Annotated in this window: 19 protein-coding genes; 5 read left to right on the top strand and 14 right to left on the bottom strand. The window is 54.6% G+C overall.

The features are described 5' to 3' along the window. Positions 1-38: 38 nt before the first annotated feature. The gene (locus BQ8290_RS14020) at positions 39-563 is read right to left on the bottom strand and encodes a DUF1330 domain-containing protein (RefSeq protein ID WP_108791323.1); all 525 of its coding nucleotides are present in this window, start codon (positions 561-563) and stop codon (positions 39-41) included. Between the two features lie 89 nt (positions 564-652). Further along, positions 653-994 (bottom strand): MAPEG family protein, encoded by a 342-nt coding sequence (locus BQ8290_RS14025; RefSeq protein WP_108791325.1) that lies wholly within the window; start codon positions 992-994, stop codon positions 653-655. A gap of 858 nt (positions 995-1,852) precedes the next feature. Between BQ8290_RS14025 and BQ8290_RS14030 the strand changes: the two genes are divergently transcribed. After that, entirely contained in the window at positions 1,853-3,016 is a 1,164-nt protein-coding gene (locus BQ8290_RS14030; protein ID WP_108791327.1) for an SRPBCC family protein, read from the top strand. Positions 3,017-3,362: 346 nt separating this feature from the next. Here BQ8290_RS14030 and BQ8290_RS14035 read toward each other — a convergent pair whose 3' ends face one another. Together BQ8290_RS14035 and BQ8290_RS14040 are read right to left on the bottom strand one after the other, a co-directional pair. Next, positions 3,363-5,918, bottom strand: coding sequence for a TonB-dependent receptor domain-containing protein (locus BQ8290_RS14035; protein WP_108791329.1), 2,556 nt, complete (start codon positions 5,916-5,918; stop codon positions 3,363-3,365). Between the two features lie 38 nt (positions 5,919-5,956). After that, entirely contained in the window at positions 5,957-6,601 is a 645-nt protein-coding gene (locus BQ8290_RS14040; RefSeq protein ID WP_108791331.1) for a TetR family transcriptional regulator, read from the bottom strand. 167 nt (positions 6,602-6,768) lie between these two features. On the opposite strand from BQ8290_RS14040, the gene BQ8290_RS14045 reads away from it, so the two are divergent. Together BQ8290_RS14045 and BQ8290_RS14050 are read left to right on the top strand one after the other, a co-directional pair. Continuing rightward, positions 6,769-8,046, top strand: coding sequence for an alpha/beta fold hydrolase (locus BQ8290_RS14045; protein WP_337661435.1), 1,278 nt, complete (start codon positions 6,769-6,771; stop codon positions 8,044-8,046). A 334-nt stretch (positions 8,047-8,380) separates the two neighbouring features. Further along, positions 8,381-10,234, top strand: a complete 1,854-nt coding sequence (locus BQ8290_RS14050) for a M1 family metallopeptidase (RefSeq protein ID WP_337661436.1) — start codon at positions 8,381-8,383, stop codon at positions 10,232-10,234. A 271-nt stretch (positions 10,235-10,505) separates the two neighbouring features. Here the strand turns inward: BQ8290_RS14050 and BQ8290_RS14055 are convergent, their stop codons facing one another. The 7 genes from BQ8290_RS14055 to BQ8290_RS14085 form a co-directional block, all read right to left on the bottom strand. Then, entirely contained in the window at positions 10,506-11,501 is a 996-nt protein-coding gene (locus BQ8290_RS14055) for a hypothetical protein (RefSeq protein ID WP_337661437.1), read from the bottom strand. Positions 11,502-11,747: 246 nt separating this feature from the next. After that, the gene (locus tag BQ8290_RS14060; RefSeq protein WP_108791337.1) at positions 11,748-13,802 is read right to left on the bottom strand and encodes a winged helix-turn-helix domain-containing protein; all 2,055 of its coding nucleotides are present in this window, start codon (positions 13,800-13,802) and stop codon (positions 11,748-11,750) included. A 352-nt stretch (positions 13,803-14,154) separates the two neighbouring features. Next, positions 14,155-15,369 carry an L-dopachrome tautomerase-related protein gene (locus BQ8290_RS14065; RefSeq protein ID WP_337661438.1) on the bottom strand — a complete coding sequence of 405 codons (1,215 nt, stop codon included), beginning with the start codon at positions 15,367-15,369 and terminating at the stop codon, positions 14,155-14,157. After that, on the bottom strand, positions 15,323-15,733 hold the full coding sequence (locus tag BQ8290_RS14070; protein ID WP_108791341.1) for a DUF4345 family protein: 411 nt from the start codon (positions 15,731-15,733) through the stop codon (positions 15,323-15,325). Before BQ8290_RS14070 ends, BQ8290_RS14065 begins: the two co-directional genes overlap by 47 nt. A 14-nt stretch (positions 15,734-15,747) precedes the next feature. Beyond that, positions 15,748-16,503, bottom strand: a complete 756-nt coding sequence (locus BQ8290_RS14075) for an enoyl-CoA hydratase-related protein (protein ID WP_108791343.1) — start codon at positions 16,501-16,503, stop codon at positions 15,748-15,750. Continuing rightward, positions 16,500-16,979, bottom strand: a complete 480-nt coding sequence (locus BQ8290_RS14080; protein ID WP_108791345.1) for a MarR family transcriptional regulator — start codon at positions 16,977-16,979, stop codon at positions 16,500-16,502. The genes BQ8290_RS14075 and BQ8290_RS14080 overlap by 4 nt, the downstream gene beginning before the upstream one ends. Positions 16,980-17,156: 177 nt before the next feature. Next, on the bottom strand, positions 17,157-17,669 hold the full coding sequence (locus tag BQ8290_RS14085; RefSeq protein WP_108791346.1) for a tyrosine-type recombinase/integrase: 513 nt from the start codon (positions 17,667-17,669) through the stop codon (positions 17,157-17,159). Between the two features lie 365 nt (positions 17,670-18,034). Here BQ8290_RS14085 and BQ8290_RS14090 point away from each other — a divergent pair, with 365 nt between their 5' ends. After that, positions 18,035-18,787, top strand: coding sequence for a cistern family PEP-CTERM protein (locus tag BQ8290_RS14090; protein ID WP_337661439.1), 753 nt, complete (start codon positions 18,035-18,037; stop codon positions 18,785-18,787). Positions 18,788-18,863: 76 nt separating this feature from the next. Here the strand turns inward: BQ8290_RS14090 and BQ8290_RS15295 are convergent, their stop codons facing one another. The 3 genes from BQ8290_RS15295 to BQ8290_RS14105 form a co-directional block, all read right to left on the bottom strand. Continuing rightward, positions 18,864-20,387 (bottom strand): tetratricopeptide repeat protein, encoded by a 1,524-nt coding sequence (locus BQ8290_RS15295; protein WP_108791348.1) that lies wholly within the window; start codon positions 20,385-20,387, stop codon positions 18,864-18,866. 192 nt (positions 20,388-20,579) lie between these two features. After that, the gene (locus BQ8290_RS14100; RefSeq protein WP_108791349.1) at positions 20,580-21,632 is read right to left on the bottom strand and encodes a TIR domain-containing protein; all 1,053 of its coding nucleotides are present in this window, start codon (positions 21,630-21,632) and stop codon (positions 20,580-20,582) included. A gap of 264 nt (positions 21,633-21,896) precedes the next feature. Continuing rightward, positions 21,897-23,183, bottom strand: coding sequence for a YadA-like family protein (locus BQ8290_RS14105; RefSeq protein ID WP_108791350.1), 1,287 nt, complete (start codon positions 23,181-23,183; stop codon positions 21,897-21,899). Between the two features lie 317 nt (positions 23,184-23,500). Between BQ8290_RS14105 and BQ8290_RS14110 the strand changes: the two genes are divergently transcribed. Then, a complete protein-coding gene (locus BQ8290_RS14110; RefSeq protein ID WP_108791351.1) occupies positions 23,501-26,533 on the top strand; it encodes a tetratricopeptide repeat protein in 3,033 nt (1,010 codons plus the stop codon). Positions 26,534-26,760 lie beyond the last annotated feature (227 nt).

The raw sequence follows: 26,760 nt of genomic DNA on the forward strand, positions 1-26,760 counted from the left end.
GACTGGTCTACCTTGCCCAATTGGGATCGCGCGGTCTGCTATTGCGGCATAGGGAGAGATGCTATGCGAACCAGCCGCGAATCTGCGACAGCGGCGCGTCTGTGAAAGGCATGTTCTTGGTACACCGGGTCGCTTACCAATGACAGAAAACTGCCAAGATCAGGGTAGGCGACGACGAAGGCAACATCCCATTCTTCGTCATCAGGGCCAATCAGCGTCAATTGCGGAAGGCCAGCAAACGCAACAGTGCCACCGACACGCTGTGCAATGGGGCCGGAAAAACGAGAATATTCGGCATAGGCTTGTTCACCTGTCCATCCCTTTTCGGCAAATTCATTGCCCTCTTCATATTCGGCTTGGTCATTAAAACGTATGAGGTTGAGCATCAAGATTGGCTCATCAGCCGGGAGTTGCTGCATCGCCGCATAAGCCTCCGGGGTGGAATTGACATAGACCGCTGAGGCTTCGTTTTGCGGATCAGATTGAGCGAGCGCAGGTGCGGAAGCGAGCAATGTCGCGAACGCGATACCGGCTCTTGTCAGAATGTAACGCGTAGAATTCATCTTAGTGCTCCAGTGATGATCGAGCAAATGAGGAACAGGCTGAGCGCGATACCGGTTAGCCCGCTGAAAACCGCGCCTAGCATCCGAGCCTATAGGTACTTTCGCGTGCTTTCGCTCTTCTCGTGCGAGCCGCCGAGCGAGTTGAACGCGAATGCGTGGGAAACCCGTGCCATCGCAAACACAGCGCCAAAGGCAATCACGACCGAGCCAGTGCCAACCAACATTTCAGTCAATGCCAAAACAACAATAAAGACGGCTGCACTCTCAGCCAAATTGCCGTGCCGCCGGATCTTACGCTCAAGGTGACGGTCATCGCCAAACCCGACACCAATCCCAGCCTTGCCGCGATATGCGCCAGTGTTCATCATCAGCCCTTGCTGAAGGATATATAGGAATGCACCGACCAGCGCCGCGGTGTATGGATAAACCATGCTGCCTCTTTTCCCTTGGCCCCTATTCGCTTTGGCCAGAATTCATGAGCATTGGTGGAGGTGCATTAATGCGATGTCACGAGGCCATTGCGCACCTAGCTGGTGCATTAATGCGCCATACCCGGAGACCTAGTCTTGTTGCTGGCGGATGCCCTGAAACATTGGTTCCGCTTCACGCAGCACACCGGCCGAAACAGTTCCTGGCATATTTCGGCGGCAATCCGAATTATCATGCGATGCTGGCTCACGAGGTCGAGAACAACTTCCCAGGTTTTGTTTTGAGCTGATAGGGTTTCAATGGTCTGAACCTCGAGACCGACCCGGCAGGAGGTGCCCTGGGGTGGATCGAATGTTCTCTTGGTCCGCTTCCGCCCCCAACTCCAGACGTTGCGCGACAAAGGACTGACGGCTGCTTTTGGACATTGCTTCGAGTAAATCGAACGTCGCAAACTGGGGCGCATAGCAGCCATTGAGCGCCGAAAAATCAGATCGAACTAATGTAGAGGTCGCTTTCACAACGTCTAAGTGGATGGCGGGAAATAGCTCTGTCACAAGTGTCCTCAGCGCGTCGAAGGACTCAGCAAAAACGGAAAATTCCTTGAATTCGCAATTTGCCCTTTAAAACCAGAGATTTGGTAGCGGAGGAGGGACTTGAACCCCCGACACGCGGATTATGATTCCAACGGAACCAGCGCGTAAACGCGTGTTCTAGAGATATGTCATCCAAATTAGGATCGACATGTTAGAGACCAAGAGAAGCCCCAAGAAGGGGCAAATGGCATCGTTGGCCCACGAATTTGCTTGATCCGAGTATGAGCTGACCCTCTTATGCTGCGCGGCTAGATCAAAGGAAAATAGATGACATCAGGTGAAACTTCTAAATCGGGTCAGAAGACAACCCACAATGCCTTGATGCCCGATGAAGCTATCATTGATCGTATTTTCGAACACATCGACAATCAGTCCACCGATTATGGAACCGCGACCTGGAAGGAGCCGACAGCAAATTATCGTTCGGCCCGTCGCCTCGACGCAGAATTGAACCTCTTAAAGCAGCGTTGGATTGTTTTCTGTCCATCAGCCGCATTGCAAAAGTCAGGGGACTACATCGCAAGAGATACCGCTGGTGTCCCTGTGATCACGGTCAAAGGCGCGGACGGCACGGTTCGCGCCTTCCGCAATGCTTGCCGCCACAGAGGCGTTCAAGTCGCAGAGGGTCAGGGCTGTACCAGCGTGTTTGTCTGCCCTTATCATGGATGGTCGTATGGCACTGACGGATCGCTCCGCAGTGTCCCGCATCGCGCAGGATTTCCTGGTCTTGAAAAGAACACGCGCGGTCTGGTTCCATTGGAATGCTTGGAGCGAAACGGACTGGTTTTTGTCAGGCAGGATGAAGGAAAAGCTGACGAACATGAGCCCTGCGATACCCCAAACATTATCCCAGACGACTACCGTGTTATCAAATCAGAAGCCTTGGAGATCGAGGCGAATTGGAAGCTCCATTTAGAAAGCGCGCTTGAAGGTTACCACATCCGGTCCACCCACCAGACGACGTTCTTTCCGCTTCAATATGACAATCTGACTGTGGTCGAGGCTTTCGGTAAAAACAGCCGCATCACCTTTCCTTATCAAGCGATCGAAGGCCTACGTGACAAACCCAGATCACAATGGTCAATCAATGGGCGCGCCACCCTAGTTTATCACCTCTATCCTAATGTCATAATCTCCACTTTCCCTGATTGCATGCAGGTCGTTGTGATTGAGCCAATTGGGCTTGATCTTACCCGCCAGCATATGTTCCTTCTGTCTGCGGCTGAGGAGGGGAGCGATGCCCTGGATGAAGTTCACAAGGGGCAGGAATTCGCCGCAATTGGCGCGATCGAAGACCGCAATATCGTCCTATCGGCGCAGCGCGGGCTGAAAAGCGAAGCCAATGATTTCCTGGAGTTCGGCTTGTATGAAAGCGCAATTGCGCGGTTCCATTCAGCGCTAACGCACGAACTGGACATCGCCACCAATTAGTCGAACCCATCAAGCTAACGGGATCTGCCAGACTGTCCGAAAGTTTGGTAGCGGAGGAGGGACTTGAACCCCCGACACGCGGATTATGATTCCAACGGGATTGGTCGGTAGACGCGTCTATGTAGACGTGAATTCGCGTCGCGGTTTGCTCTTGGCATGATGGACGGCACAGTACTGCTTCCACTCTTGGGAGTGGGAGCGGCCATGGCAATGTGGCCTCGTTTCATTTTGTACAGTGCAGCTCACCCATATTGCGCTGCGTCAAAAGCAAAAATGGCGGGCAGCCCGAAGGCCACCCGCCAAGTTTCATAACCCCGTGAAGAGATGGGGTTAGAACCGATCCCGTTTAGAATTGACCACGAAGCGTTACGCCATACATGCGCGGTTCTTGCGGGAAGGCCGAACGAGAGCCGGACCGCAAAGTCGTGCTGAAGGTAACGCCGCGTGTGGTGTTGTTTGTGAGATTGGTCGCCCACAGCTCAATGCCCCAAGCATCATCAATGTCGCCGATACCTGCGCGCAGGTTTACATTGACGCTGCCATCTTGGATATCGAACGGCAGCAGCGGCGTATTGCCCAAATCAGCGGCAGTCGTAGGCGGCGTAGAAGGCTGCGTCGACGTACGGCGATCGCTTTCCATGCGGACCTGACCATTGAGGAAAAAGGACAGGTTATCGCCAATATCATTGGTGTAGTTTGCCCCCAAAATACCAACCAGCTCTGGCGCGTTCGTCAGCGGATTACCGCACAGGTTCTGCACCCGCAAAGCATCTGATGCCGTCGCGCAATCACTCGGATAGCGTGCCTCAACATAGGTCAAGCCGCCGGTAATGGTCAGATTGCTATCTGGCCGAATGACAGATTCAATCTCCAGACCAGTGGACTCAGCAACCGGGACGTTGAATGTTTCAAATTGAGCGCCGGTGAATTCGAGCACTTGGAAATTCGAAAACTCTTCATGGAAGGCCGCAACATTGAGCGTTACTGCATTGTCGAGGAAGCGCCCTTTGAAACCGAGCTCATAGGCATCGACTTCTTCTGATGCGAACCGCGGGTCGCCTCCTCCAATCGCAGCAGTTGCATCCAAGTTGATGCCGCCTGACTTATATCCATGTGTGAAGCTGGCATAGACGTTGATCGGGGCTGCGAATTCGTAGGAGACCTTACCGGTGTAGATCAATTCCTCATCGCTAAAGTTGGTGTCGAATGTGCGCGGCAGCGGCAAGAACGCAGCCCCAGGCAAGTCGGCCGGTGCAGCAAATGGGAAGCACGCTGTGATCAAGATCGTCGGCACCAATGCACCCGGTATTCCCGGAGCACCCGCAGCAGGAGCGCCCAGAATATTGTTCACAATCGCCGGACAAGCGCCCGGAGTGGAATCAATTTGATCGAAACCGCCATCTTTGGATTCGTCGGAATACCGAAGCCCGATGGTCAATTTCAAACCGTCCGCCACTTCCAAAGTGTTATGCGTGAACAGCGACCAGCTGGTGCTGTCTTGCGTAAAGCGGTTGCTGGAGCTTGTCCCAGCAGGATTGATCCCGCCAGAGAACAAAGTCAGCGGAGCAGCGCCAAATGCGCCGCCCGTCGATGGCAAGAGCAACGCGCCAATGAATTGATCCCACTGTGACCCCAAGGTTGAGGTCGCAATTTGGTCAATGGATTCGTCGGAGAAATAGCCGCCGACCATCCATTCCAATGATCCGCCAAACGCCTCACCCTGAATCCGCAATTCTTGCGTCAGCGTGTCGATGTTGGTGCCGTTGGGCTGTGAACCTGCCTGCGTGCCGACATTGAATAGATCAAGCGCTGTGAAATCGGAATCCGAGGTGCTAGCAGCGTTAAATTGCCGGTACGAACCGATGTAGATAATATCTGCGCTGTCACTGATCGGGAATTCAATCTCTGCCGTTACGCCCCATTGATCGAGCGCATTTGTCGGCACGAAGCTTTGCGATGCAACGCGCGCATCCAAAATGTCTTCAGCTGCGCCATTGTCGAACGCATTTGCATTGACGATCGGTTGGAAATTACCGCCGGTCGCGCCCAATCCTGCAAGCCCGAACACGCCGCCAGTTTCTAATCCCGATTGCAGTAGTTCAACCGGGGCGCAGCAATTTCCGTTGATCTCGGAATAGTCGCCGATCAAGCGAACCCTTAGGCCAGCGTCGTTTTCAAAGCCCAATTGACCGCGGATCAGGAATTGGTCGAGTTCGTTTGAGTCGCCGATTACGCCTGTCTCATTGACGACAGTGACGAAGCCATCGCGTTTGCGATAGGCGCCCGTTACGCGCGCGGCTAATGTCCCTTCTACAATCGGAACGTTCACAGCTCCTTGCATGCTGTAAAGGTCAAAATTGCCGTAGCTTGCATTCACAAAGCCACCAAACTCATCAAGGTCAGGACGCTTTGTCGTGATATTCAACGCACCAGCAGATGTATTGCGACCGAACAATGTCCCTTGCGGGCCGCGCAGAACTTCAACGCGCTCAATGTCAACGAATTCGGAGAGCGCGACACCGGGGCGCGATTGGTATGCGCCGTCGATGAAGATGCCGACTGCAGACTCAAAACCGATGTTATTGGACGTCGTGCCGACACCACGAATGCGCAGCACATTAGTGCCCGCGGTGTTTTGCGCGTTGGACGTAGAAAAGCTGGGTGAGACTTGCGAGATTTGGGTGACATTTGTGACGCCCTGCCGTTCCAGCTGAACGGGGCTGACGGCGGTCACAGCCACAGGAATATCCTGCACGTCTTGCGCCCGACGGGTTGCCGTCACGATGATGACGCTGTCATCGGTCTCAACTTCTGGCTGATCGTTATCCTGGGCGAATGCCGCCACTGGCATCATCACGGTTGAGCATGCCAACCCGGTCAAAAGTCCTGCGATTTTTCTCATTATTTTCTCTCCCTTTTAAACACTAGGCTTTGCGCCTATTAATTGGTCTTTAGCGGTCTCAACGCCATCTTCAAATTCGCCAAGATCATATTGGCGACCATTATCAACTGGAGGTCTTGCTCCTCCGGTTTTCGATCTGTATTTTCTGCTAGCATTTGCGAAACGCTCATATTGGCTTGAGCCATTTGCAACAGCGCAGCATCGGCCCATTTTGACCCTGCGTGCCGCATCTCTTTGACATAGCTTTGCGCGATCTGATCTTCTTGTGACTCAAACAATTGCGCCAAAGCGGGTTCAGCATACGCGGCAGCGCGCAACTGCGAGTCATATCTTTGCCAAAAACCTTTTCGAGAAAGGCGTTTCAGGTAGGCAGGGACGAACACAGCCAGACCATCCTCGCTCGAAATGTCTTTTAGTGTGAGGGCCAAAATCTCTCGGCGCAACGCAAACCGTTCTTCAAGTAGGACGCGCACGATATCAGTCCAGCTTGGGAAATAGTCATAGATCGTCCCCAGACCAACGCCTGATGTCTGAGCCAGCTTCCGCATGCTGAATTCGGCAACACCTTGATCACTCAAAAGGTGTTTTGCACCGTCCACAATAGCCGCACGGCTCGCAATAGCTCGAGCCTGGGTCGGTTTCCGCCGCCCACCTGTTGTTTTGGGAAAAGGATGCACTTCCATTGTCAGTCTCGCTCTCCCCTTCGACGACCGGCCTTTTCAAGATCAACTTGACTTGTTCTGCTTTCGACCCACAAAAGCGAACGCATGTTCGGGTTTTATGGCGCGTCGTGTGAGATATGTAAAGACGGCTTGAACAAACCGGCCTGTAATTTGGGAGAAAGTCCGACATGAAACTCACTCAATTTGCCCTGTTGGGAATGGCGGCTGCGCTCGCAGGGTGTTCTACCATGCCGCCACAAGACGCCGCTTCACCAATCTCTGATGTCAGCGCATATGACCCCGCAACCGTTGGTGACAGCAAGCTGTCAGATTTCTATCAAGTTGCTGGGCCAATTTCCGAAGGTCCTGGAAAGTTGCTGCGTCAGGAAGCCTTGGAAGCGAAACAGTCGCTAGACAACGCTGGTACGAACCTTCGGCTGCTTTACACCGCGACTGATGGTTTGATGCGCAAAGGTGATGAAGAGGCCATTTTGCCTGTTTCCGGCGCCCTCTATCTGCCTAAAGGGGAGGCACCAGAGGGCGGTTGGCCGCTGATGGCATGGACTCACGGCACCGTTGGTGTAGCCGACATTTGCGCACCGTCATGGAACGGTCGTCAGGCGCAGGATGAGGATTACCTCAACCGGTTTCTAGCCGAAGGATATGCGGTGGTCGCTAGCGATTATCAGGGGCTTGGCACCAAAGGAACGCACCCCTATCTCGCCACGCGCCCCGCTGCTTACAGTAATCTTGATATCATCCGCGCAGTCACTTCTGGTGACTTTCCCATCTCGGATAAAGTCGCGCTTTTCGGGCAGTCGCAAGGAGCAAGCGCTGCAATTGCAACGGCTGATTATGCGGCAACCTATGCGCCTGAGATCAACATTGTTGCCGTTGTTGCCACTGGCGCGCCGTATCTCACGCCGCAGGTTGTGCAATTCCTTGAAAGGCTGCAGCAACCTGACCGTATCGATCCGCTGCTTGGCTATACCTTCTTGGCTATGACACTGGTGCAGCAGGTTGATGCCTCGTTTGTGATGCGCGATTACATCACGGATGAAGCATGGCCGATTGCTAGCAGGGTGAGCGATGCGTGTTACGCAGAGATAAAGTCTCTGGTTAGCGATGCTCAGCTGACCAGACGCAAAAGCTTCTCGCAGACCCCCAGCATTGCCTTGCGGCAGGGATTCGCGCGAATGGGTTATCCGACACTCAAAGTCGACGCGCCTGTATTCCTTGGCACCGGTGGTCGTGACAGAGATACGCCGCCACGGATGCAAGCCAGTTTGGCACGCGACTTATGCGATGCGGGAACCAGCGTAACCTCAGTTCTTTACCCTGAGCTCAACCACCGAGAAGTGGTACCCTACTCGCCCAAGGATTCTATACCCTTCGTTCGAACAGCATTTGCTGGTGAGGACATTGCAGGCAATTGCGATAGTCTGCCATTTCAAATGCCGACCTAAACTAAGGGAAAAATGCCTCGCAATGATAGAATTCGTAGTGTCTGCAATTGGGCCGGGAGCGGGATGTCTAATTATGGCTGTGCGGGCTGCAACAGCAGACCTGCAAATGCATCTCTAATTCTCCAGTCTTTCGAATGCTAACCGGGACAGTGTATCAGATCAGAGGCTGGCAACCCGCTTCTTATCATGTAGTTCTACCCAAATACTCACTGGTCAGGAAATCCCGATGCGCGCTTATGTCTCATTTCTTGTGTTACCGTTTTTGTTCCTCCTGGCCGGTTGCGGCGACCTGGTCTCGCAGGACACGGACAAACGGGGCGAAATTGCACCGATATTGACAAGTGAAGAAGCATCTGATGATCAGACCTTTGCGAAGCCGCAAGAGGCGCGCGTTACGCATATTGACCTTAATCTGGCGATGGACTTCGATGCGAACACGATCGGCGGGACGGCCACCCTGGATATCCTGGCGGCGGCAGAGGCAAGCGAGATTATCCTCGATTCCAACGGCCTTCGTGTCTCTGCGGTCACTGATGAGGCTGGCAATGCTTTGAAATTTAATCTTGGCGAGACAGCTGAGGGTAAGGGTGAACCCTTGACCATCCAGCTTCCGGCTCAGAAACTTGAAAGAAATTCCGAACTTACAGAGGGAGAACTCGCTCCAACGCACCGCATTGTGGTCGAATATATGTCAGCCCCGGAGGCCGAGGCCTTGCAGTGGCTAGGCCCTGAGCAGACAGCTGGCGGCGAACATCCATTCCTTTTCAGCCAGGGGCAGGCGATCAACAATCGCACCTGGATTCCCACTCAGGACAGCCCCGGCATTCGCCAGACATGGGAGGCGACCATCTCGGCGCCTGAACCCCTCAATGTCGTCATGAGCGGTGTGCTGCAGGGTGATCCCGAAGCAGAGGACGGAAACCGCCGCGACTTTCGCTTCGTGATGAACAACGCAGTTCCTCCGTATTTGATTGCCATTGCAGCGGGGAATATTGAATTTCGCGAGCTTGGCCCGCGTTCAGGTGTCTGGGCCGAACCCGAAGTCATCGAAGCTGCTGCGCAAGAAGTTGGCGATACAGAAGCGATGATCGACGCCGGAATTGCGCTGTTTGGCGACTATCGCTGGGGCCGATATGACATGATCGTCCTCCCGCCAGCCTTCCCTTATGGCGGGATGGAAAACCCGGTGATGACCTTTCTCACGCCGACATTCATTGCAGGCGATCGCTCTAACAATGGGCTGGTTGCCCATGAACTCGCACACAGCTGGTCCGGCAATCTGACCACCTATTCGAGCTGGCGCGATGGCTGGCTCAACGAAGGTGTCACTTCCTATTTCGAGAACCGCATCGTCGAGGAAGTCTATGGGAAAGAGCGCGCCGAGCAGGAATATGCTCTCAGCTATGCCGGCTTGGTCGGCGGCATCGACGATTCAGGTGCGGATAATCCCGCCACAGCTATGCGTACCCCCGATACAATAAGTCCTTTCGATACGAGTGGTTTCGCGATTTATGACAAAGGAACTGTCTTCCTGCGCACCGTGGAGAATATCATCGGCCGCGAAAAGTTCGATGCCTGGCTTACCCAATGGTTTGACTCTCACGCATTCGAGCCAGTGACGTCCGAGATGTTCCTAGCCGATCTGCGCGCAAAACTGATCGGCGATGATGATGAACTGGAAAACCGATTGATGCTCGACGAATGGGTTTATGGCACGGGCCTTCCGGAAAACGCTTGGAAGCCTGACAGCGAAGCCTTTGCCGAAGTGGACGGCGCGATCTCTGCCTATGCGGGCGCGGGAACGCTTCCCGATGCCGATGCTTGGCGCGGCTGGACCGCTGCGGAACAGCGACGCTTCCTAGACGAAATCCCGCAAGAATTGTCAGGCGAGCAACTCTTGGCCCTCGATACCACCTTGGGGCTTTCGCAAACTGCCAACAATGAAGTGCTGTTCCTTTGGCTGGAGGCGGCTCTGAGCAACGAATACGATCCCGCTGTCCCGCAAGCCGAGCGCTTTTTAGCCAGGGTGGGTCGAAATAAGTTTGTCAGCCCATTGTTCACAGCACTCAACGAAACAGATTGGGGCAAACCGATCGCTCAGCGCATCTATGCTGAAACGCGGAGTGGTTATCACGCCTATACACGTGGCAATGTGGACGAGACACTTCAATATGAAGCGCCTTCGTAAACGGTGCTGTCTGACTGACTTCCTTTGCCTCAAATTGGGAGAGTCAGGAGAGGCTGAACTCACGCCCAAATGCCTAGAGTTGGGCTGTTTGCCGACCAGCCGCTTTTCTTAGATTAGGTGGCAAAGCTGCCAGACCGCTTTCGGGATAATGTTTACTACAAATTTAGCGCCGCTTTTTGGGAGCGAAATCCGACATCTCTTTTGGTTTGCAAAACCGGGGACGCGCCAAGACGCCTCCCCGGTTCCCCAACGCACCCAAATATCGATGCGATTAGGGGGCTGAGTTTTGGTTCACAGTCACTGTGTTGGAGAGACCCGTTTGCGATACAAACGACGTGTCGCCAATGCCGCCTTGTGTAACCAAAGCTGAGTTCGATGCGCCGTCCTGAAGGATGGTGGAGGCGTTGCTTTCGCCGGATTGCATCAGCGTCGCCACATTGGACAGGCCTGCCTGTGTCACCAGTGATGATCCGTTCAGTCCGGTCTGGTTCGAAGTCAGGGAGTTGCCATCCCCCCCTGCGCTCTGGACCATGCTGGCGACGTTGCCGTTTCCGATTTGATCGATAACAGCCAGATCATTGTTGCCCGATTGCGTGGCATCGGCGATGTTATCCTCGCCGATCTGTTGGATGGTCAGGTTGAAGTCAAACGGTGCACCGCCCGTTGTCGTGCCATTGCGGGAGAAACTCGCCGTGTTGCGATTTCCGATTTGGAAGACGGCGCCTACATTGATCGCCTCATGGATGGCAAAGCTCGAAATGGAAGCGATATTGTCGTTACCCACTTGCTGGATGAACGGCGTACCCGTGTCTCCGCCTTCAACGATGCTGGCATCGTTCCGGTCACCGGTCTGAAAAACGCTTGGAAAAGCATCAATGCCAGATTGGTTGATCGACAAGGTGTTGTCGTTTCCGAATTGGTTGACGAGCGCTCCTGGCGACGAGTTAATGAGACGAGCGCCATTGAAAGTAGAGTCCGTCGACGTGTCATCATAGGTGCCAGACATGGTAATGGTCGAAGAGTTGCCCGCGCCAGATTGAATAACGTCAATCCCGGCAATCACCGCTGGATCAGTAGCGACGCTGGACTGGTCGATGACCGAGGTTTGGTCTGCACCGTCTTGGTCGGCAAAGATGACGCCATTGGTGCCGGACTGCGTGATGTCCGATGTATTTGAGCCAATCTGAGTCACAGTTGCCGCGTTAGTAGCGCCGCCTTGCGTAACAGAGCTGGTCGACTGAGCCGCAGCCGGTGCAGCGATGGCCATGCATGCGATTCCTGCGCTCAGCAGCATCGCATGTCGAAGTGAAGTTGATGTAAGTTTCATTGTATTGCCCCCTTGGTTGGTAGAGGAGGCCATGGCTATTCTTGGATCAGCAGACTGTCCCGATCACAGGCTGATCTTTTTCTGATTAATTCCCGATCAGGCCCTGAGAAATCAAGAAGCTACTTGTAAGCAGATACTTACGGTCAACCCAAGCGCCAAGCTGAGATGCGGCAATTGTGCCCTTGTCTATCGCTCTTCCAGCTGGAGAGTAACGATGAAGTGGTCACGCAGCCTCTTGGCGTGGACAATCCTGCCGTCTTGTCCGGCGCTGAAGTCGGAGAAAGCATCTTCCAGTTCGACTTGTCTGACAGCCGAGTCACCAGCCCCGATGGGCATTGCCATAATCGAACCGTTTGCTCCCACATCGGCGCCGTTGCGATGGAAGAAAACTTGCGTCTCAGTCACCACAAAACCATTGCGCGTATCAATCGTGCGGCCGATCGACTGGCCACTGGCAAAGGTTGTCTCGAACTGATCGATGGGTTCGCCGCTTTGCGACATGCGCCAAATGCCTGGCTCATCAGCGCGCGTTGCAAAGATCGCATTGCTGTTTGACCGCACAGCCCACCATCCGGGGGCGCTCCATTGGTTAGCTTGTGATTCAAGACTCGCAGGAACAGTCCACAAGTGCCATTGAGCGTCTGTCTGGACGGCAAAGATCAGCGATTGCCCATCCGGGTTCCACGCCATTGAGCCAATTATACGGCCATCCCATGCCATCTCACGCGGCTTTTCATCATTTATATTGATGACACCCAGCTTATCGCCCTCAACCGTTGCATAAGCGAGTTCCGTACCATCGGGCGACCATGTCAGTACATTGATCGAGGGCAGATCGACAAATCGGCGCGGCGGTGAGCCATCTTCCACTAACCAGACTGTCGAACTCTCTTCATCCGCGGTCATGAATGCGAGCACATCTTGCGAAGAGATCGTCAACAACCGCTGGTTGTTTCTAGCAGAGGCAAGCTCGGTGGTACTGCCGCCGCGTTGGTCGATGATTACTGAACTTTGGATCGACACCTCTGCCGCCAAGAGATTGTCGCCGCGTGACATGCGCAACAGTGGGTGCAGCAGGCCCGAGGACCTTTGCTCGATTAGCTCACCCTCGGCAGTATAGGCAGTCAGGCCCGCGCCCTCATCAGGCGCCAGCAATAGGATTTGCTCACCATCAGGCGTCCATTCGTAAACTCTGAAACGACCTTCCCCGGTCAATTTGACCAGTGAATTGTCCGTCAGATCCAGCATGAAATGCTTGCCAGAACGAAAATCCGTCGCGCGCCTGAAAATCAGTTTTGTGCCGTCGGGTGAGATTTTTGGATCATAATCCCCCCGGATCGCTTCGCGCGGTTCGGTTAAGGGCGTGCGTTCGCCCGTTTCCAGATCAAGTTCGACCAGCCGGATCACCGAATCCGGCGATGCGGTTACGGCTTCGCTGAGGTAAAGCGACTTTTCATCAGGGCTCCATGCCGGGGTTGAAATTCTGAAACTGGCACTCTTGCAACGCGAAACAATTGTCTCGCGAAGATCAGACAAGTCCAAGACGATGATCCGGCACGGCCTCGCCGCATCATCAAAAGTGCTTCGCACAAACACAAGCCTATCACCGCTAGGCGAAAAAGCGGCCTGATGGTCGATATCGGGATGCGTGGTCAGCCGGGTTGCAACACCGCCAGTTGAGCGCGCCATCCACAGATCGCGATTGTCGCTGCCCCGGGTCGCGGAATAGACGATAAACAACCCGTCAGCGGAAACCGCGGGGTGCGATTGAATGTCACCTTCAAGGTTGAGCGGCTGCAAGGTGCCAAAGCTCCAAGCGTCACGTGCGCCAAATTGCCACCAGCCAATCACCAACGCTACAATCACAAGCGGAATGGCGAGAAGCGCAGGACGCCAATTGCTACGCGGCGCATCTTGCACTGGCTGATCGGATGCAACGCCTTGATCCTCACCGTCCTCAATGACGATATCCCCAAGCTCAAACGCGTAGCCGACCTTGGGAATGGTGCGGATCGCAAACACGTCTCCACCCAAATCCTTGGACAGCTTTCTCAATTGCGAGATCACGCGGGTGATGGAATCGTCTGTAACCGCTGCACCATACCAGCAATGAAGGATCAAATCCTCTTTCGTGGTGACCTGCCCTTTACGCGAATGGAGCAGCACTAGGACCTGCATAACGCGGGGTTGCAGACGGAATACCTGTTCACCGTCACGGATTTCACATCTCGCTGGTGACATTAGAGCTCGTCCAGCTCGGAAATCTTCCGTCTCGGCAAGGACTATGCCGATCTCATTCAGGTTTGTTTGTTCCACCCCAGGCCCTTAGCCAGCCTCTTCTGAAGCATTCTCCTACAACTATTTCTTTAGTTTCAACAAGCGTCTGACAAGAGAGTTCAAGAAAGACGCTTGAACAAACCCATTCTGAATACCGATAGCGGCAGCGAATGGGTCGTTGCCAGAAAGACCGCTCTCAGCGTGAAAACTAATCTAGCTGCCAGTCGGCTAGCAGAACACGCTACATGGCCGCGCTGCGACAGATTGTGGGAGTGAAGGCGGAAGCAATTTCAGAGCGGTTTCTTTTTTGCTCGGCTTAGTCTTCGCCTGCATTGGCTTCCTGAAGTGGCGCAATCCGATAGATCGCATAAGGGCCCTTATCCTTCATTTCGGCTTCATCCGAGGGAACAGCAAATTGGTCGATCAAATCAGTCAGGCGGCTGTCAGTAAACCAAATGGCGCCGTCAGGCGCGACGGTAACACTGTCCGCCCAGTCAACGGCGCTGTCCTTAGTCAATGTGGAAAACGTGCCGTCTGGCGACAATCTTGCGAGACCTCCGTTTTCGACATCCGTGATGATGATGTCACCATCAGTAGTTAGTTCGATGCCGTCGCTCAGCGGCTTTTTGCCCACAAACTCGATGGTATTGGCCAGGTCATTCTCACTCAGGCTTTCATCAAGCAAGGCGGCCGTTGGGATCTTGTAGACACTGTCATGAGACATGGTCGCGTAGTAAAGAGTTTCGCCGTCCGGGGTGATCGCAATACCATCAACGCCAACGACAAAGCTAAGCAGACCAAACGCCAGCTTGTAGGGATCGCCATCGGTTTTGCGCATCAGCCACCCTTGCGGGCTGACCGTTGGATGCCCTGCTAGGACCGTGCGCGCGGTTTTACTCTCAATATCGAAGACGATGAGTCCGGGCTCGGTGAATTCAAACAGGCCAGTATCCGCCAGAAAGACGGTTTTCCCATCGGGAGAGACCCGCATATCCTGTGCGAAACCTGCTTCGCCTTCGGCAAACGTGTGGTCGAGCGCGAGCTGCCCGCTTTCCATGTCGAATGCGAGCAACCGGGTTCGCTTTCCTTCCAAAGCACCTGGCTTGATGATCCATAGCCGCTTTTGCTGATCGACGGTGATACCCATAGCGCCTTCAAACTCGGCTTGCAGAGCTTGATTGGGGAAAGGCACTCCTGCGCCATCGACCCACTCAAAGACCGTCGCATCGGCAAAGCGTTCTGGCTGGTGAAGCATGTGATAGGTATAGAAAATTCGTCCGTCGGGAGAGCTCGTGACCATTCCCGGTGGAAACGGCAGCTGGATCGGCGCCGATATTCGCTCGGCCGCAATTGTGGGAGAGCTGCTGATATCTGGATAATATTCGCCGCCACCGAACCGCAGCCGGAACGCCACCAGAAAGATGATCAGAAGAACAATCAGAATGATGGCCAGGCGAAGCGTCCATTTCAACATTCTTATGCCCCTATCCGGCGTCTTCTGTTGGTGCTGAAGGCTGTCGCAGCGCTGCAAGCGTTAGAGCGACAATGACAATATCGAGGACAATAAAGGTTTTGATCCCTGTCGAGTAACTCGCCCAGATTGTCGGCCCTTCGATCAGCAAACTGGCAATGCGTCCAAACAGCACACCGCCAACTGTGACCAGCAACAGTCCCAGACCAAATCGCCTTGGCAGACGATCGAAAAGGCAAGCGATCAGCGCGAGGCTAACCGCGCCAAAGAACCCGCCATACTGACCCCGAATTTCATTGCGGCCATCTGCACCTTCAACAACCAGACCAAAGTTCGACAGCACGTCTTGTGGGGCGGTCAGCGCTCTCACGGAGATATAGGTGGCGACGATGATGCCGAGCACCAAAACAACGCGTTGAAACATGAAGGTTCTCCGGCTTAGCTGAATTGAGGTGAGCGCTTTTCTAAGAAGGCGGCGACAGACTCTGTGAATTCGGGCGATTTCAGTTGGTCAGCAAAATGGCGGGATTCGTCAGCCATTTGCTTGATAACAAGATCTCTTGAAGATCGAACCAGCAGCTTCGACTTCTTCATGGCGTTGGGCGCAAGATCAGCCATATCTTGTGCTGTCGAGGCGGCACTGGCGAGCAATTCTTCAGTTTTGAAGACGCGCGATATTAGTCCCGCAGACAACGCTTGATCCGCATCAAGCGTGCGCCCTGCTAGTAGAATGTCGTTCGCCATCGCCATCCCGACTGCTTGCGGTAGCAATAACGATGAGCCCGCTTCGGGTACCAGACCAACCCGAGTGAACGGCGCGCTAAAAGTCGCTGTCTCGCTGGCAAACGCCAAATCACAATGAAGCAACATCGTCAGGCCAACACCCACGGCAGGCCCGTTTACTGCCGCGAGGACGGGAATCTCAATATCTCGCAAAGTTTCGAGGAACCGGACAACAGGCGGCTTGCCTGCGGGCATAGGTTTGGCAAATTCACCCAGATCGTTTCCCGCTGTAAAAGCTTCGCCTTTGCCGGTGATGACAACTGCCCGTATGGTTTCATCAGTCTGAGCCAGGTCCAATCCGTCGGCGACTGCCGCATACATGTCATGCGTGAGAGCATTGAGCTGTGGTTCACGATCAAACGTGATTGTCAGCACTCGGCCTGATTGGGAGCATTCTACGAGGTCAGTCACAGTTCTTCCTTTCTTTTAGCATCGCTCCGTTCGGAGGCGTCGCTGATTATATCCTCAGCATTGTGCGCGACATGGGTGAGAAAGCGCTCGATCACTTTCTGTTCGTCAGGTGAAAAGGAATCCAATAAGCGTTCATTGTATCGCTTGACGCGAAACAGGGATTGTTCGACCTGCGCCTTGCCCTTTGGCTCTATGTAGACGAGCTGCACTCGTCCGTCTTTCGCGCTCACTTCGCGGCGAACAAGCGCGCGCTCGGACATGCGATCTACCAATCCGGTAAGGCTTGATTTTCCCATCTTCAATTGATCCGCGATCAGTGTGATGGGCAATCCGTCTTCCTTGGACAGAACGAACAGCACAGCTTGCTGCGATGCTGATAAGCCCTCTTCCTTGCGCCAGAACCGGTCAGCAGCGCGGAAAAGAGCGCTGTGCGCCTGCTGAAGCAGGTGGAAGATGCGAGGTGATTTATGGGTCATAAGTTATTTCGTGTATGAACTATAATTAATTCGTATGCGAAATAATTGAATGACGCAAGTCTGGATTGGGCGCCGGCCTGTCATTCGCTTAAACAGTGCTATGCAGGAGATGCTCGGTCATGGGCACGGCAGCTACTGGGTCGTGAGCGGAATGTCAGCTTTTAGGCTGTTGGGCTGCTAAGCAGCCAGCAGCCCTAGCTCCATCTCGCCCATTAGGTGCACGTCCTTCGCGGGATCATGAAACAGGTGCCCATAGACGTCATAGGTCATGGTGATCGACGAGTGGCCCAGCATCACTTGAATGCGCTTCGGTGGCCATCCTTGCTCAATGAACAGCGATGCAGCAGCGTGGCGGAGAGCATGGAGCGAAAAGCGCAGCTTGCCCTCCCCATCCGCGATGCCGCACTTCACCATCAGCGGCGTGAATATGCGGTTGTAGATGTTCGAGTGCGTCTCGACGTTCCCCACACCATTGGGAAAGACAAGGTCAAGCTCACCCTTCGGACAAGCGACCTTCCAATTCTTCAACACCTTGGCCAGCCCCGGCCCCATCGGGATTTCACGTCGGCCTGACTTGCTTTTTGTGTTGCCCATCTCACAATAGCGATCAGCACGCCTCCTGACGGTAATTATGCAGCGCTCGAAGTCGATTGCGTCCCATGTAAGTCCTCGTAGCTCTGACATGCGCATTCGCTCAACCTGTTAAGCGTTATTCCAGCGAAGTCGAATGTCCTCGCTCGGTCGCATGGGGTTCGTGCTCTGCGCCGGGCTGGAGTGCCGGAACCGCTTCAGATGCAGGTTGAAACACTGCGGCTTTTGGCTCGCATCTGAGCACACCTGCAAGCTCGAAACGCGACCCGCTTCCAGTGATGACCGCACGTCTAAGTGCGTTTTGCAGCAAACCGATGGACTAAATCGTGGATGGCCTCCGGTGGATGACCAATCCAAGCACGTCGCTCCCCTTCCCGTGCCAATCTGAGACAGGCCGGCTGTGATCCTATTCAGGAAAGCAATCATCAGGCATCTCGCATTAAGCAAATCTGCACGGAGATAGGATGATGGAATTTCTAAGCAAGTCGGTTGCGACACTCGCGGCGGCCATGGGCATTGGCCTATCTGCACCTGCGGCAGCAGAACCCATCCTGCTAGATGGAAACACTATTGGCGAAGATTTTGTCATTAGCTTCGATGGTTTCGTCGATGGCGGCCCAGCGCTCGATGGCCTCTCAGGCCAACTTGAGCTGACCTTGAACAGCATCGTGAACGGGGTCTACAACTTTGATTATTCGCTAACCAACACTGGTGCGACGGGCGATGCGGTATCCTCGCGCATTTCTAGCTTTGCTTTCAATACGGACCCTGAAATCGTCGGAGCAGATAGCACCGGGGCGTTCAGCTTCAGCAATCTAGACAGAAATTTCCCCAATGGAATTGGCCGCGTTGATGTGTGCTTTTTGGGCTCCGATACGAACAGCTGCGCCGGCGGCGGCTCAGGTGGAGTGCTCGATGGCAACACCGGAGCGGGCACACTTTCGCTGGATTTCGGCGGTGCCATTGCAGCTTTGACGCTTGATGATTTCTTTGTGCGCTACCAATCGATCGACGGGATTGATGGCGTAACATCAGCCAGTGGACGTGAAGTGGCCAGCTCAACGTCGAGTGGCGGTACAGACGTGCCCGCACCAGGCATGCTCTTGATCTTGGCGGTGGCTTTGGCGGCGCTCTTTTTCCCACGCCAGCTTTTTTCGCAGCAGCGTAAGGTCGCTTTTCCGATTCGAAATGAGGTACTTACAACCTCTCGCGCTTAGTCGCGCAACCTAAAATTGTTGCAATCCTAAGAGGGGTTCGGACAATGTCCGGGTCCCTTTTTCGTTGTGGCGCGGATCAAGTGGCTTCGGCTTCGGCGAGATGTCGCTTGATCGCAGGATTATCCGGCGCGAGCTTCTCGGCTTCGCGAAGCATCTCAATTCCCCGTGCAGACTGCCCATTCGCGATCAGCAATGTTCCGGCTGTATCCAAGATGGATGCGTTGGTTGGAGCCAATTGTGCAGCAGCCAGCGCGCTTTCCAAGGCTTGTTCTGTCTTGCCCAATTCGCCTTGTGCAAAGGCGAGATTGTTGAGAACCATCGCGTTGCTGGGTCCAAGGCGCTCTATGATGCCAAGATAGGCTGTTTCCGCCTGCACCCATTGGCGATTGCGCAAAGCCCGGTCTGCCTGCGCAATCTGACCCCCTACCCATTCTGGCGTCGGAGCCTCGCTTCGCCGATCCAAACGCGCCGCATCCGAAGCGCCCACACGATCAGCAATCTCAGCCGCAAGCCGCAACTCATCCGGCGCCGCATCGGGTCTCGCGGCCAGTGGGCTTAGCACCGCATCAGCATCATTGGGGTTGCCGCTTTCGCTCAACGCAGTGGCATAAAGCACTCGCAGCTTACGCCAGCTTGGTTGCTGTTCAAATTGCGTGGCTAAATAGATCACCGCTTGGCCCGGCAGTCCAAGTTCGATCAACGCTTCCGCATAGAGGATCGCCGCGTCCGGCATCTGCGGCAGATTTCTTTCAAAAGGCTGCAAGGTGGTGCGCACGGTTTCCCAATCGGCACTTTGCGCCGCAACGCCAGCTCGAATTGCCGCGACCTCAGGGGAATCGGGCAGCTCAGCCTGAAGGCGTTTCGCAATTTCAAGCGCTTCCTGCCCCATCCCCATCTCAGCCAAGACGCGCGCCTTACCGAGCCGGGCCTCAAAATTGGATCCGTGAATGGCAATAACTCTTTCGAACGCAGCGAGGCTTTGCGGCAGCTCATTACGGCGCTGAAGAAGCTCCGCTCGGATCAACAAGGCATCGATGAGCTGCGGCTCAAGTTCGAGCGCTTCACTGGAAAGCTCATCCACAATGTTCCAATTGCCGCGTTCAAATTCAAATCGGGCATATGTTGCAAGCAAGAGCGGAGAAGCCGGCTCCAGCTTCATTCCAGACTCGAAGCTTTCCACCGCACTTTCCATGTCACGCTTACCAATATGCGCGAGCGCTCTGAGGCGATGTGCGGAGGCCCTCTCCATATTCTCAATGCCGGCCAGTGCTTCATCAAACCGCCCGCGCAAGACATCCGCTTCGGCTTGAAAGAGCCTGAAGCGTTCCTGATCGCGCATTTCCGGCGATATTTCTCGAAGGTTCAAATTGGCCCGCTCACCATCACCAAGCTTGAGCAAGCTCTCCACAAGGAGAAACTGCATCTCAGTGTTGTTGGGGCGCTGATCTAGGGCCTGCTCTAAAAGGATCCAGGCGGTCCGGTATTCATGAGCCTCAAACGCAGCCTTCCCATCTGCAAAAAGAGTTTCAGGCGCAGGCGCGCAAGCACTCAAAGCGGCGACAAGCGAAACGCTCAAGAATGGACGGCTAACAATCTTCATGGCTGCAAGAGTTAGCCCAATAACTACAATTTTTTCTAAATCGGCTAATGTCTGTCGAAGAGTGAGCTCATCCGCCCGCAACGGTATTGACCGCCTGCACACAGAGTTGCTGGGAATGCAAATACGGCTGGCCGAACATGAGAGACTTGAACCCCCGAAACGCGGATTATGACTCAAACGAGAACATCGACGCTAACGGCAATGCCCGACACGGCGAAAGCGCACGGTGCCAAAAGCTTCTAACGTCCCTAAAGTCGCGCTTTGTGATCTAGTGGATATCTCCGCGTCCACCGTAGTGCGTGAAAACGTGCCCTCCATTGATACCTGTATGGGTTCTTCGATCTCGAATTCTGGGCTCTCACACAATGCTCGCATCTTGATAGCACCATCTTGAAAGATGGATTCGGTCACGCGGCAATCATACCCCAATTCTCCGCGATTGAGCGTTCTTAACATGACCAGGCTGGGTTCGGCCGACAGTTCGGAAGAGAAGCAAACGGTGTGATTCATGTTGTAATTGTTCAACGCCGCGAGAATTCCTGGTCGGAGGATGGCTGGCGCGCTGGGAGCCTCAATGGAGTCATATCTCACTCCCAACTCCCAACTGCCAGGTTCTAGCGGCGTTACATCTTCGCCCGGTTGAACCTGAAACCATATTGTCAATCCGGCGCCTACCAATGCCAGAAAACCTGCCGCTTTGACCCAAGTGGAACTCCAGCCGACAGCGTGCCGCTCGCGCTTTTCAGTTGGATTCCTGACGGGGTCATCAGATTTGGCCACTCGATTTATGCTGCGCGGGTACAGAGAGTCCTCTCCTTGGCCTGATTTCCGGTCAATTTGTTGCCGGATGTCATTTGCAAGGCGATTTGTGTTTTCGTTGGAGCGGTCGATCCAATCGAGCCACTGATAATCTTGAAGCCAGTATGTGAGGCCTTTTGCGATAATATCTTCAAGCCTGAGAGGAAAAACCGGACATTTGTTGTCCTCCCCTATCATTAGCTCACGTTTGACATGGCGGGATTGATCCGCGCGCTCACACAGCATTAAGATGACCGCATCTGATCGCTTAATCTGGTCCACGATGGCTTCGTCAAAAGCCATGCCCGGTCCGATATCGTCGGGTGCCATCCAACCCGAGATGCCTGCGTCGTGAAGGGCGGCTTTCAGCTGCCTAGCTTCATCAGCCTTGCTGCTGTGGTGGCTAATGAATACGCAAGAGGGACTATCTTCTTCTCCAATAGCCACTTCGCAATACCCCTTTGTTGGAGCATCGACTTCCTAGAGTTGCATGTCAATCAAGCAGGGGCAGGTGCGAGTAGCGCAAAGAGCGGGTCACGCTAAGTTTGGTAGCGGAGGAGGGACTTGAACCCCCGACACGCGGATTATGATTGAGGCGGGAATGGCTGGTGGATGTCCCTACATAGATGCAGCAACAATATTCTACGACAGCTCAAAGAATGGCGCGCATATCATCGGCTTGGCAGATCGCTGCCCCCTGCCCCGCCAGATCTAGAAACCGAAGGACAATCCGACCCTGCCAGCCGTGGTCCCGCGGACAGTCGAGCCGGTCACACCGCCAGAGATATAGACCTCATCGGTAATTCTGGTCACGATTGAGGTCGAGAAGCCCTGCTCTCCGTCAAAATTCGCAAGGTTGAACGACATCGACACATCCTTGTCCGGAATGATCGTCGTGCCCGACAATGCGATTGCAGCCGCGATGCCGCCGCTTGCGTAACGACGGTTGCGTGCGCTCGAAAGCTCAAGTGCGCCCAATCGTCCATCAACGCCGTCGAGGCGGCTGTCCAAGCCGTCCAACCGGCCTTCGGCGCCATCCAACCGACCTTCAATACCTCCCAACCGGTCCTGCAGGCCAACAAGCCCATTCGGGTCAATGCTCAGCGAAGCAAGGTTGCCGAACGCATCGGTCGTCACAAGGCTAAGCGCGCCTTGTTGGGCAGCGCGGCTCAGTTCAGATGGAATGCTCGCAACGCGCACTCGCCCGATAGAGCTTCCAAGCGCAATAAGATTGGTTTCATCGGCGATAGCGCCCGGACCGATCGCGACAGCGCCATCCGCGCTTGCAACAGCGTCATTGCCAAGCGCAACCGCGCCTTCGCCATTTGCTTGGGCACCGCTTGCAATGGCGACGGCACCCTCTCCGTTGGCAATGTTGTCTGCGCCCAGCGAAACGCTGCCGACGCCGTTGGCGGAATTGTCTGCACCGATGGCGAGAGCACCATCACCGGCCGCTGTATTTCTCGCGCCCATTGCAACGCTGCCGATATCTTGTGTTGTGTTGCGGAAACCGATCGCCAAGGATGCATCACCGGTGGCACTGTTAAGCCGGCCGATGCCAATCGCAGCATCTCCGTTTGCTCCGCTCAATTCGATCTGGACTGCGCCTTCGCCGTTGGGGCCGAAGTCAAACAAAGCACCGCTGTTGTCCGCGACTGTGATCGGCTCTCGCATATCATCATCATCATCGTCATCGCCGCTACCATCACCACCGTCGCCGCCGTCACCGCCGCCACCATCGGTGTTATTTAGGATTTCTGATCCGCTGCCCTTGGCGTTGTTAGAGATTATCGGTGAATTGGCTTGGGGCCGTGTTTCCAGCACATCAAGTGCCGGGATCGAAGCAGCGATCGCTTCATCCGGCAAAAGCGCCTCGCCGCTTTCATCCGCGCCCTCGACAGATTGAAATTTGCTGAAATCATAGTCGATTGACTGCGCTGACACAGGCGCGGCTATCGCAAAGGCACCACAGGATGCAATGAGTAAGAGCTTGAGCATAGTATCGGTCCTTGAATGCCGGCGCAGCGTCAAAAACACTGAGGCGTGATTGATCGCGCTTACCAGACCCGCCTGCACCGAAATATGTAACCGGGCGCACCGTCCAGAAAGAGGACAGTTTTTTTCCAATAAAAAATGCACATTGCTTGAGACCAGCAAATTCAAGAGGTTTGCCTGCGCCTTCGCGTGTGCGTAAGGTACGTTCGCAAGGTTTTTGAGATTGGATTGCAAAATTCGAGAGCGGCAGTCGCACAACGAGAGCTAAAAATTGGGCATTCGATTGCCGACATTGGCACTGCTTGGGGGGGGCGAGCGTAATGAAAGCAGGGATCACAGGCGCGCTTGCGCTTATTCTGATTTCAACCAGCGCGATGTCGAGCGATACTGAGGTCGCGGCATCTGCTTGCAAGGTCGATTCATCGCATGAAGATCTAGGCGTCGCTTCGTGCCTGATTGAAAACGCGCAAACCCTTATCGAACAAAGGGAATTCGACGGCGCCATTTCCAGCTTGGATGCCGCGATAAGCCTGCGCGAACGACTTCTTGGCAAAGGGCACCCCGACACGCTGGAGGCAATGGAAAAGCTTGCGCGACTGTATCGTTCGCTTGAACGCTTTGCCCCGGCAGAAACCCTTTTCCTCAGAGTCTTGGCCATCCGTGAACGCGAATTTAGCCCCGAGCATCTCGATACAATTTCGCTGATCAATCGGCTGGCAGGCCTCTATCGGGATAACGCCAGATACGAACAGGCCGAAACGCTCTATCTGCGCGCTTTGGAAGCAAGAGAGCGGCTTCTTGGCAGCGATCATCGCCATACACTGGCGGTCCGCTTCAACCTTGCTGGTCTTTACCAACTTCAGGGAAGGTATTCCGAAGCAGAGCCGATGGTCCTGGGTCTGCTCGAAGCGGATGAACGTCTTCGCGGGCCTGACCATCGCAACACGATTTCATCGCTGAACGCTGTTGGCCGGCTTTACATGCTGCAAGGCCAATATCGCAAAGCCGAACCGTTCCTGCTGCGTGCGCGTGACGGGTATGAACGTAGTGTCGGCAGCGACGATCGGCGAACATTGATGGTGCTCAACGACCTCGGGCTGCTGTATCGCAGGCAAGCGCGCTTCGGCGAAGCAGAGCCGCTGTATCTGCGCGTTTTATCAGCCCGCGAGGAGAGTTTGGGAGCCGAGCACCCGCAAACGCTCGAAGTGCTTAACAACCTAGCCGTCCTCTACAAGGAACAGGGCCGCTTTGAAGAAAGTGAGGCTTTGTTTGACCGGATGTTAGCCAGCCAGAGGCGTTTATCAGGTGATGAACATCCAACCACGCTGATTGCGATGGCCAATCTTGCAGGGGTCTATCGCGAGATGGACCAGCTCGAAAACGCTGCATCACTTTACAGTGATACGCTCTCCTTGCAGGAAAACGTGTTCGGCAAAGATCATCCCAACACGCTCGTAACTCTTGCCGACTTTGCCGAGGTTCTGCGCGCGTCGGGCAAGCTGGTCGAGGCAGAGGCGCTATTTGCAAGAGGCGTCGCCACAAGCGAGGCGGTGTTCGGCAAGATGCACCCACAAACTCTGAATATCACACACGATCTTGCAAGGCTCTACGAACTTCAGGGCCGGCTATCCGAAGCGGAAGCTCTGCATTGGCGCGTGTTAAGCGCACGCATGGTGGTCCTGACCGAGCACCACCCCGCCCTTACCGACAGCTACAGTGCAATTGGGCATGCAATTTTGGAACGAGAGAACTTCCCGTCCAAAGCGGTATTTTTCTTCAAGAAAGCAGTCAACTCGCTTCAAGGCGTGCGTCAGAACATGTCCGATCTCGATCGCGAGACGCAGCGTTCCTTCCTCGACAAACATCAAGCGAGTTACCTCACCTTGCAGGAAATTCTGGTCGATCTGGGACGCTTTGGAGAAGCGGAACTGGTCGGGCGGCTGTTGAAGGATGTCGAATACACCGCCTTCGTTCGCGGGGCAGGCGCGGCCGAACCCGGAGAAGAGCTGGCACTGAGCGAACAAGAACGCGCGTGGCAGGCACAGCTTTCAGAATGGGTGGAGACGCCAAACCGACTTGCAATGGAACGATCTACCCTTGTTGAAAAACGCCGTGAGGGCCCTCTTTCTGCCCTCGAAGAGCAGCAATTGGCCGATCTCAACGCTGCACATGGCGATGCTTACGAGGCGTTCTTTGGTTTGATCGCTGCTTGGACAGCGGAAGTGCAAGCCTTTGACAGCGAAGAGGTGGCAAACGAAACGCGCGCGCTCGCGCTCGAAGAATCACGCATGGCAAGCCGGCTACTCCAAAATATCGGCCCAGATGTCGCACTCCTTCAGGCAGTAGCTTTCGAGGAAAGCCTGCACCTTTTTCTCATAACGGGAGAGACTTTCGTACATCAGGAAGTCCCCGTTTCGCGCAGGGATCTGTTCAACACCATCTTTGATGCAAGAGAGGTCATCGATCAGGCGCGGATATACGAATTCCTAGATGTCGAAGAGCGCAATCAGGAACTGCGTGAGCCGCTGGGGCAGCTCCACGATTGGCTTGTCGCGCCGATCGAGGATGAGCTTCGCGCGGCCAATACGAAAACGCTCATGCTTAACCTTCAGGGTCAGATCCGGTATCTGCCTTTTGCCGCATTGTGGGATGGCCAAACCTATCTCACTGAGCGCTATGAACTTGCGCTCTACACCCCTGCGGCCAACACCCGCTATGATGAGCCCGGCCCGATATCGAATGCGCAAGGGTTCGGGTTAAGCCTCGCGATCGAGGGGTTCAGCCCCTTGCCCAGCGTTCCCAAGGAGCTTGAGTATGTAATCGGCTCCGAGAATGAGCCCGGCATTTTGCCTGGGCAGTATTTCCTTGATGACGGGTTCTCCAGAGCCAGTTTTGAAGATGTGATGCTCTCCCCTCCATCGGTGCTTCACATCGCAACGCATTTCAAACTGATGCCCGGTGACGAGGCGTCATCATATCTTGTCCTTGGGGATGGCAACCGCATCTCAATCGCAGCGATAAATCGTTCCTTCCGATACGACTTTAACGGGGTAGAATTGCTGACCCTCTCAGCGTGTGAAACGGCGCTGGGCGCGGGTGGAACCGGAATGGAACTCGAAGGGTTTGGCGCACTTGCTCAAAACAAGGGTGCGAGCAGCGTCATTGCGACTTTGTGGCAGGTTTCAGACGATGCGACGCCCGATATGATGCGCAATTTCTACCAAGGATTGTTGCGCGACGACCTGTCGAAAGCTGGCGCCATCAGAGAAGCCCAGATGCAGATGATTACCTCGCAAGATTACGCAGAGCCCTATTTCTGGGCTCCGTTCGTTATCATGGGCAATTGGCGCTAGTTAGGGCAATCGCTCAACTTTACGCAGCGCGATCAACCTTGGTCGCAGGAATGCATCTGCGAATATCCGCAATTGGGGTGGGAAGTGGACATCGTAACGGGTAGTCTCAATGCCATGCAAAAGGCTGTCCCATTCACGTTACTTCTGTTCTGCATGGTGGCTGGACCAGCCGCAGCGTCAGAGCTTGAAGGACCGGCCAGATTTTGCGGCTTTTCCCCCATCATTGA

Origin of the sequence: Erythrobacter sp. Alg231-14 (genome assembly GCF_900149685.1) — a bacterium.
Taxonomy (GTDB): domain Bacteria; phylum Pseudomonadota; class Alphaproteobacteria; order Sphingomonadales; family Sphingomonadaceae; genus Erythrobacter.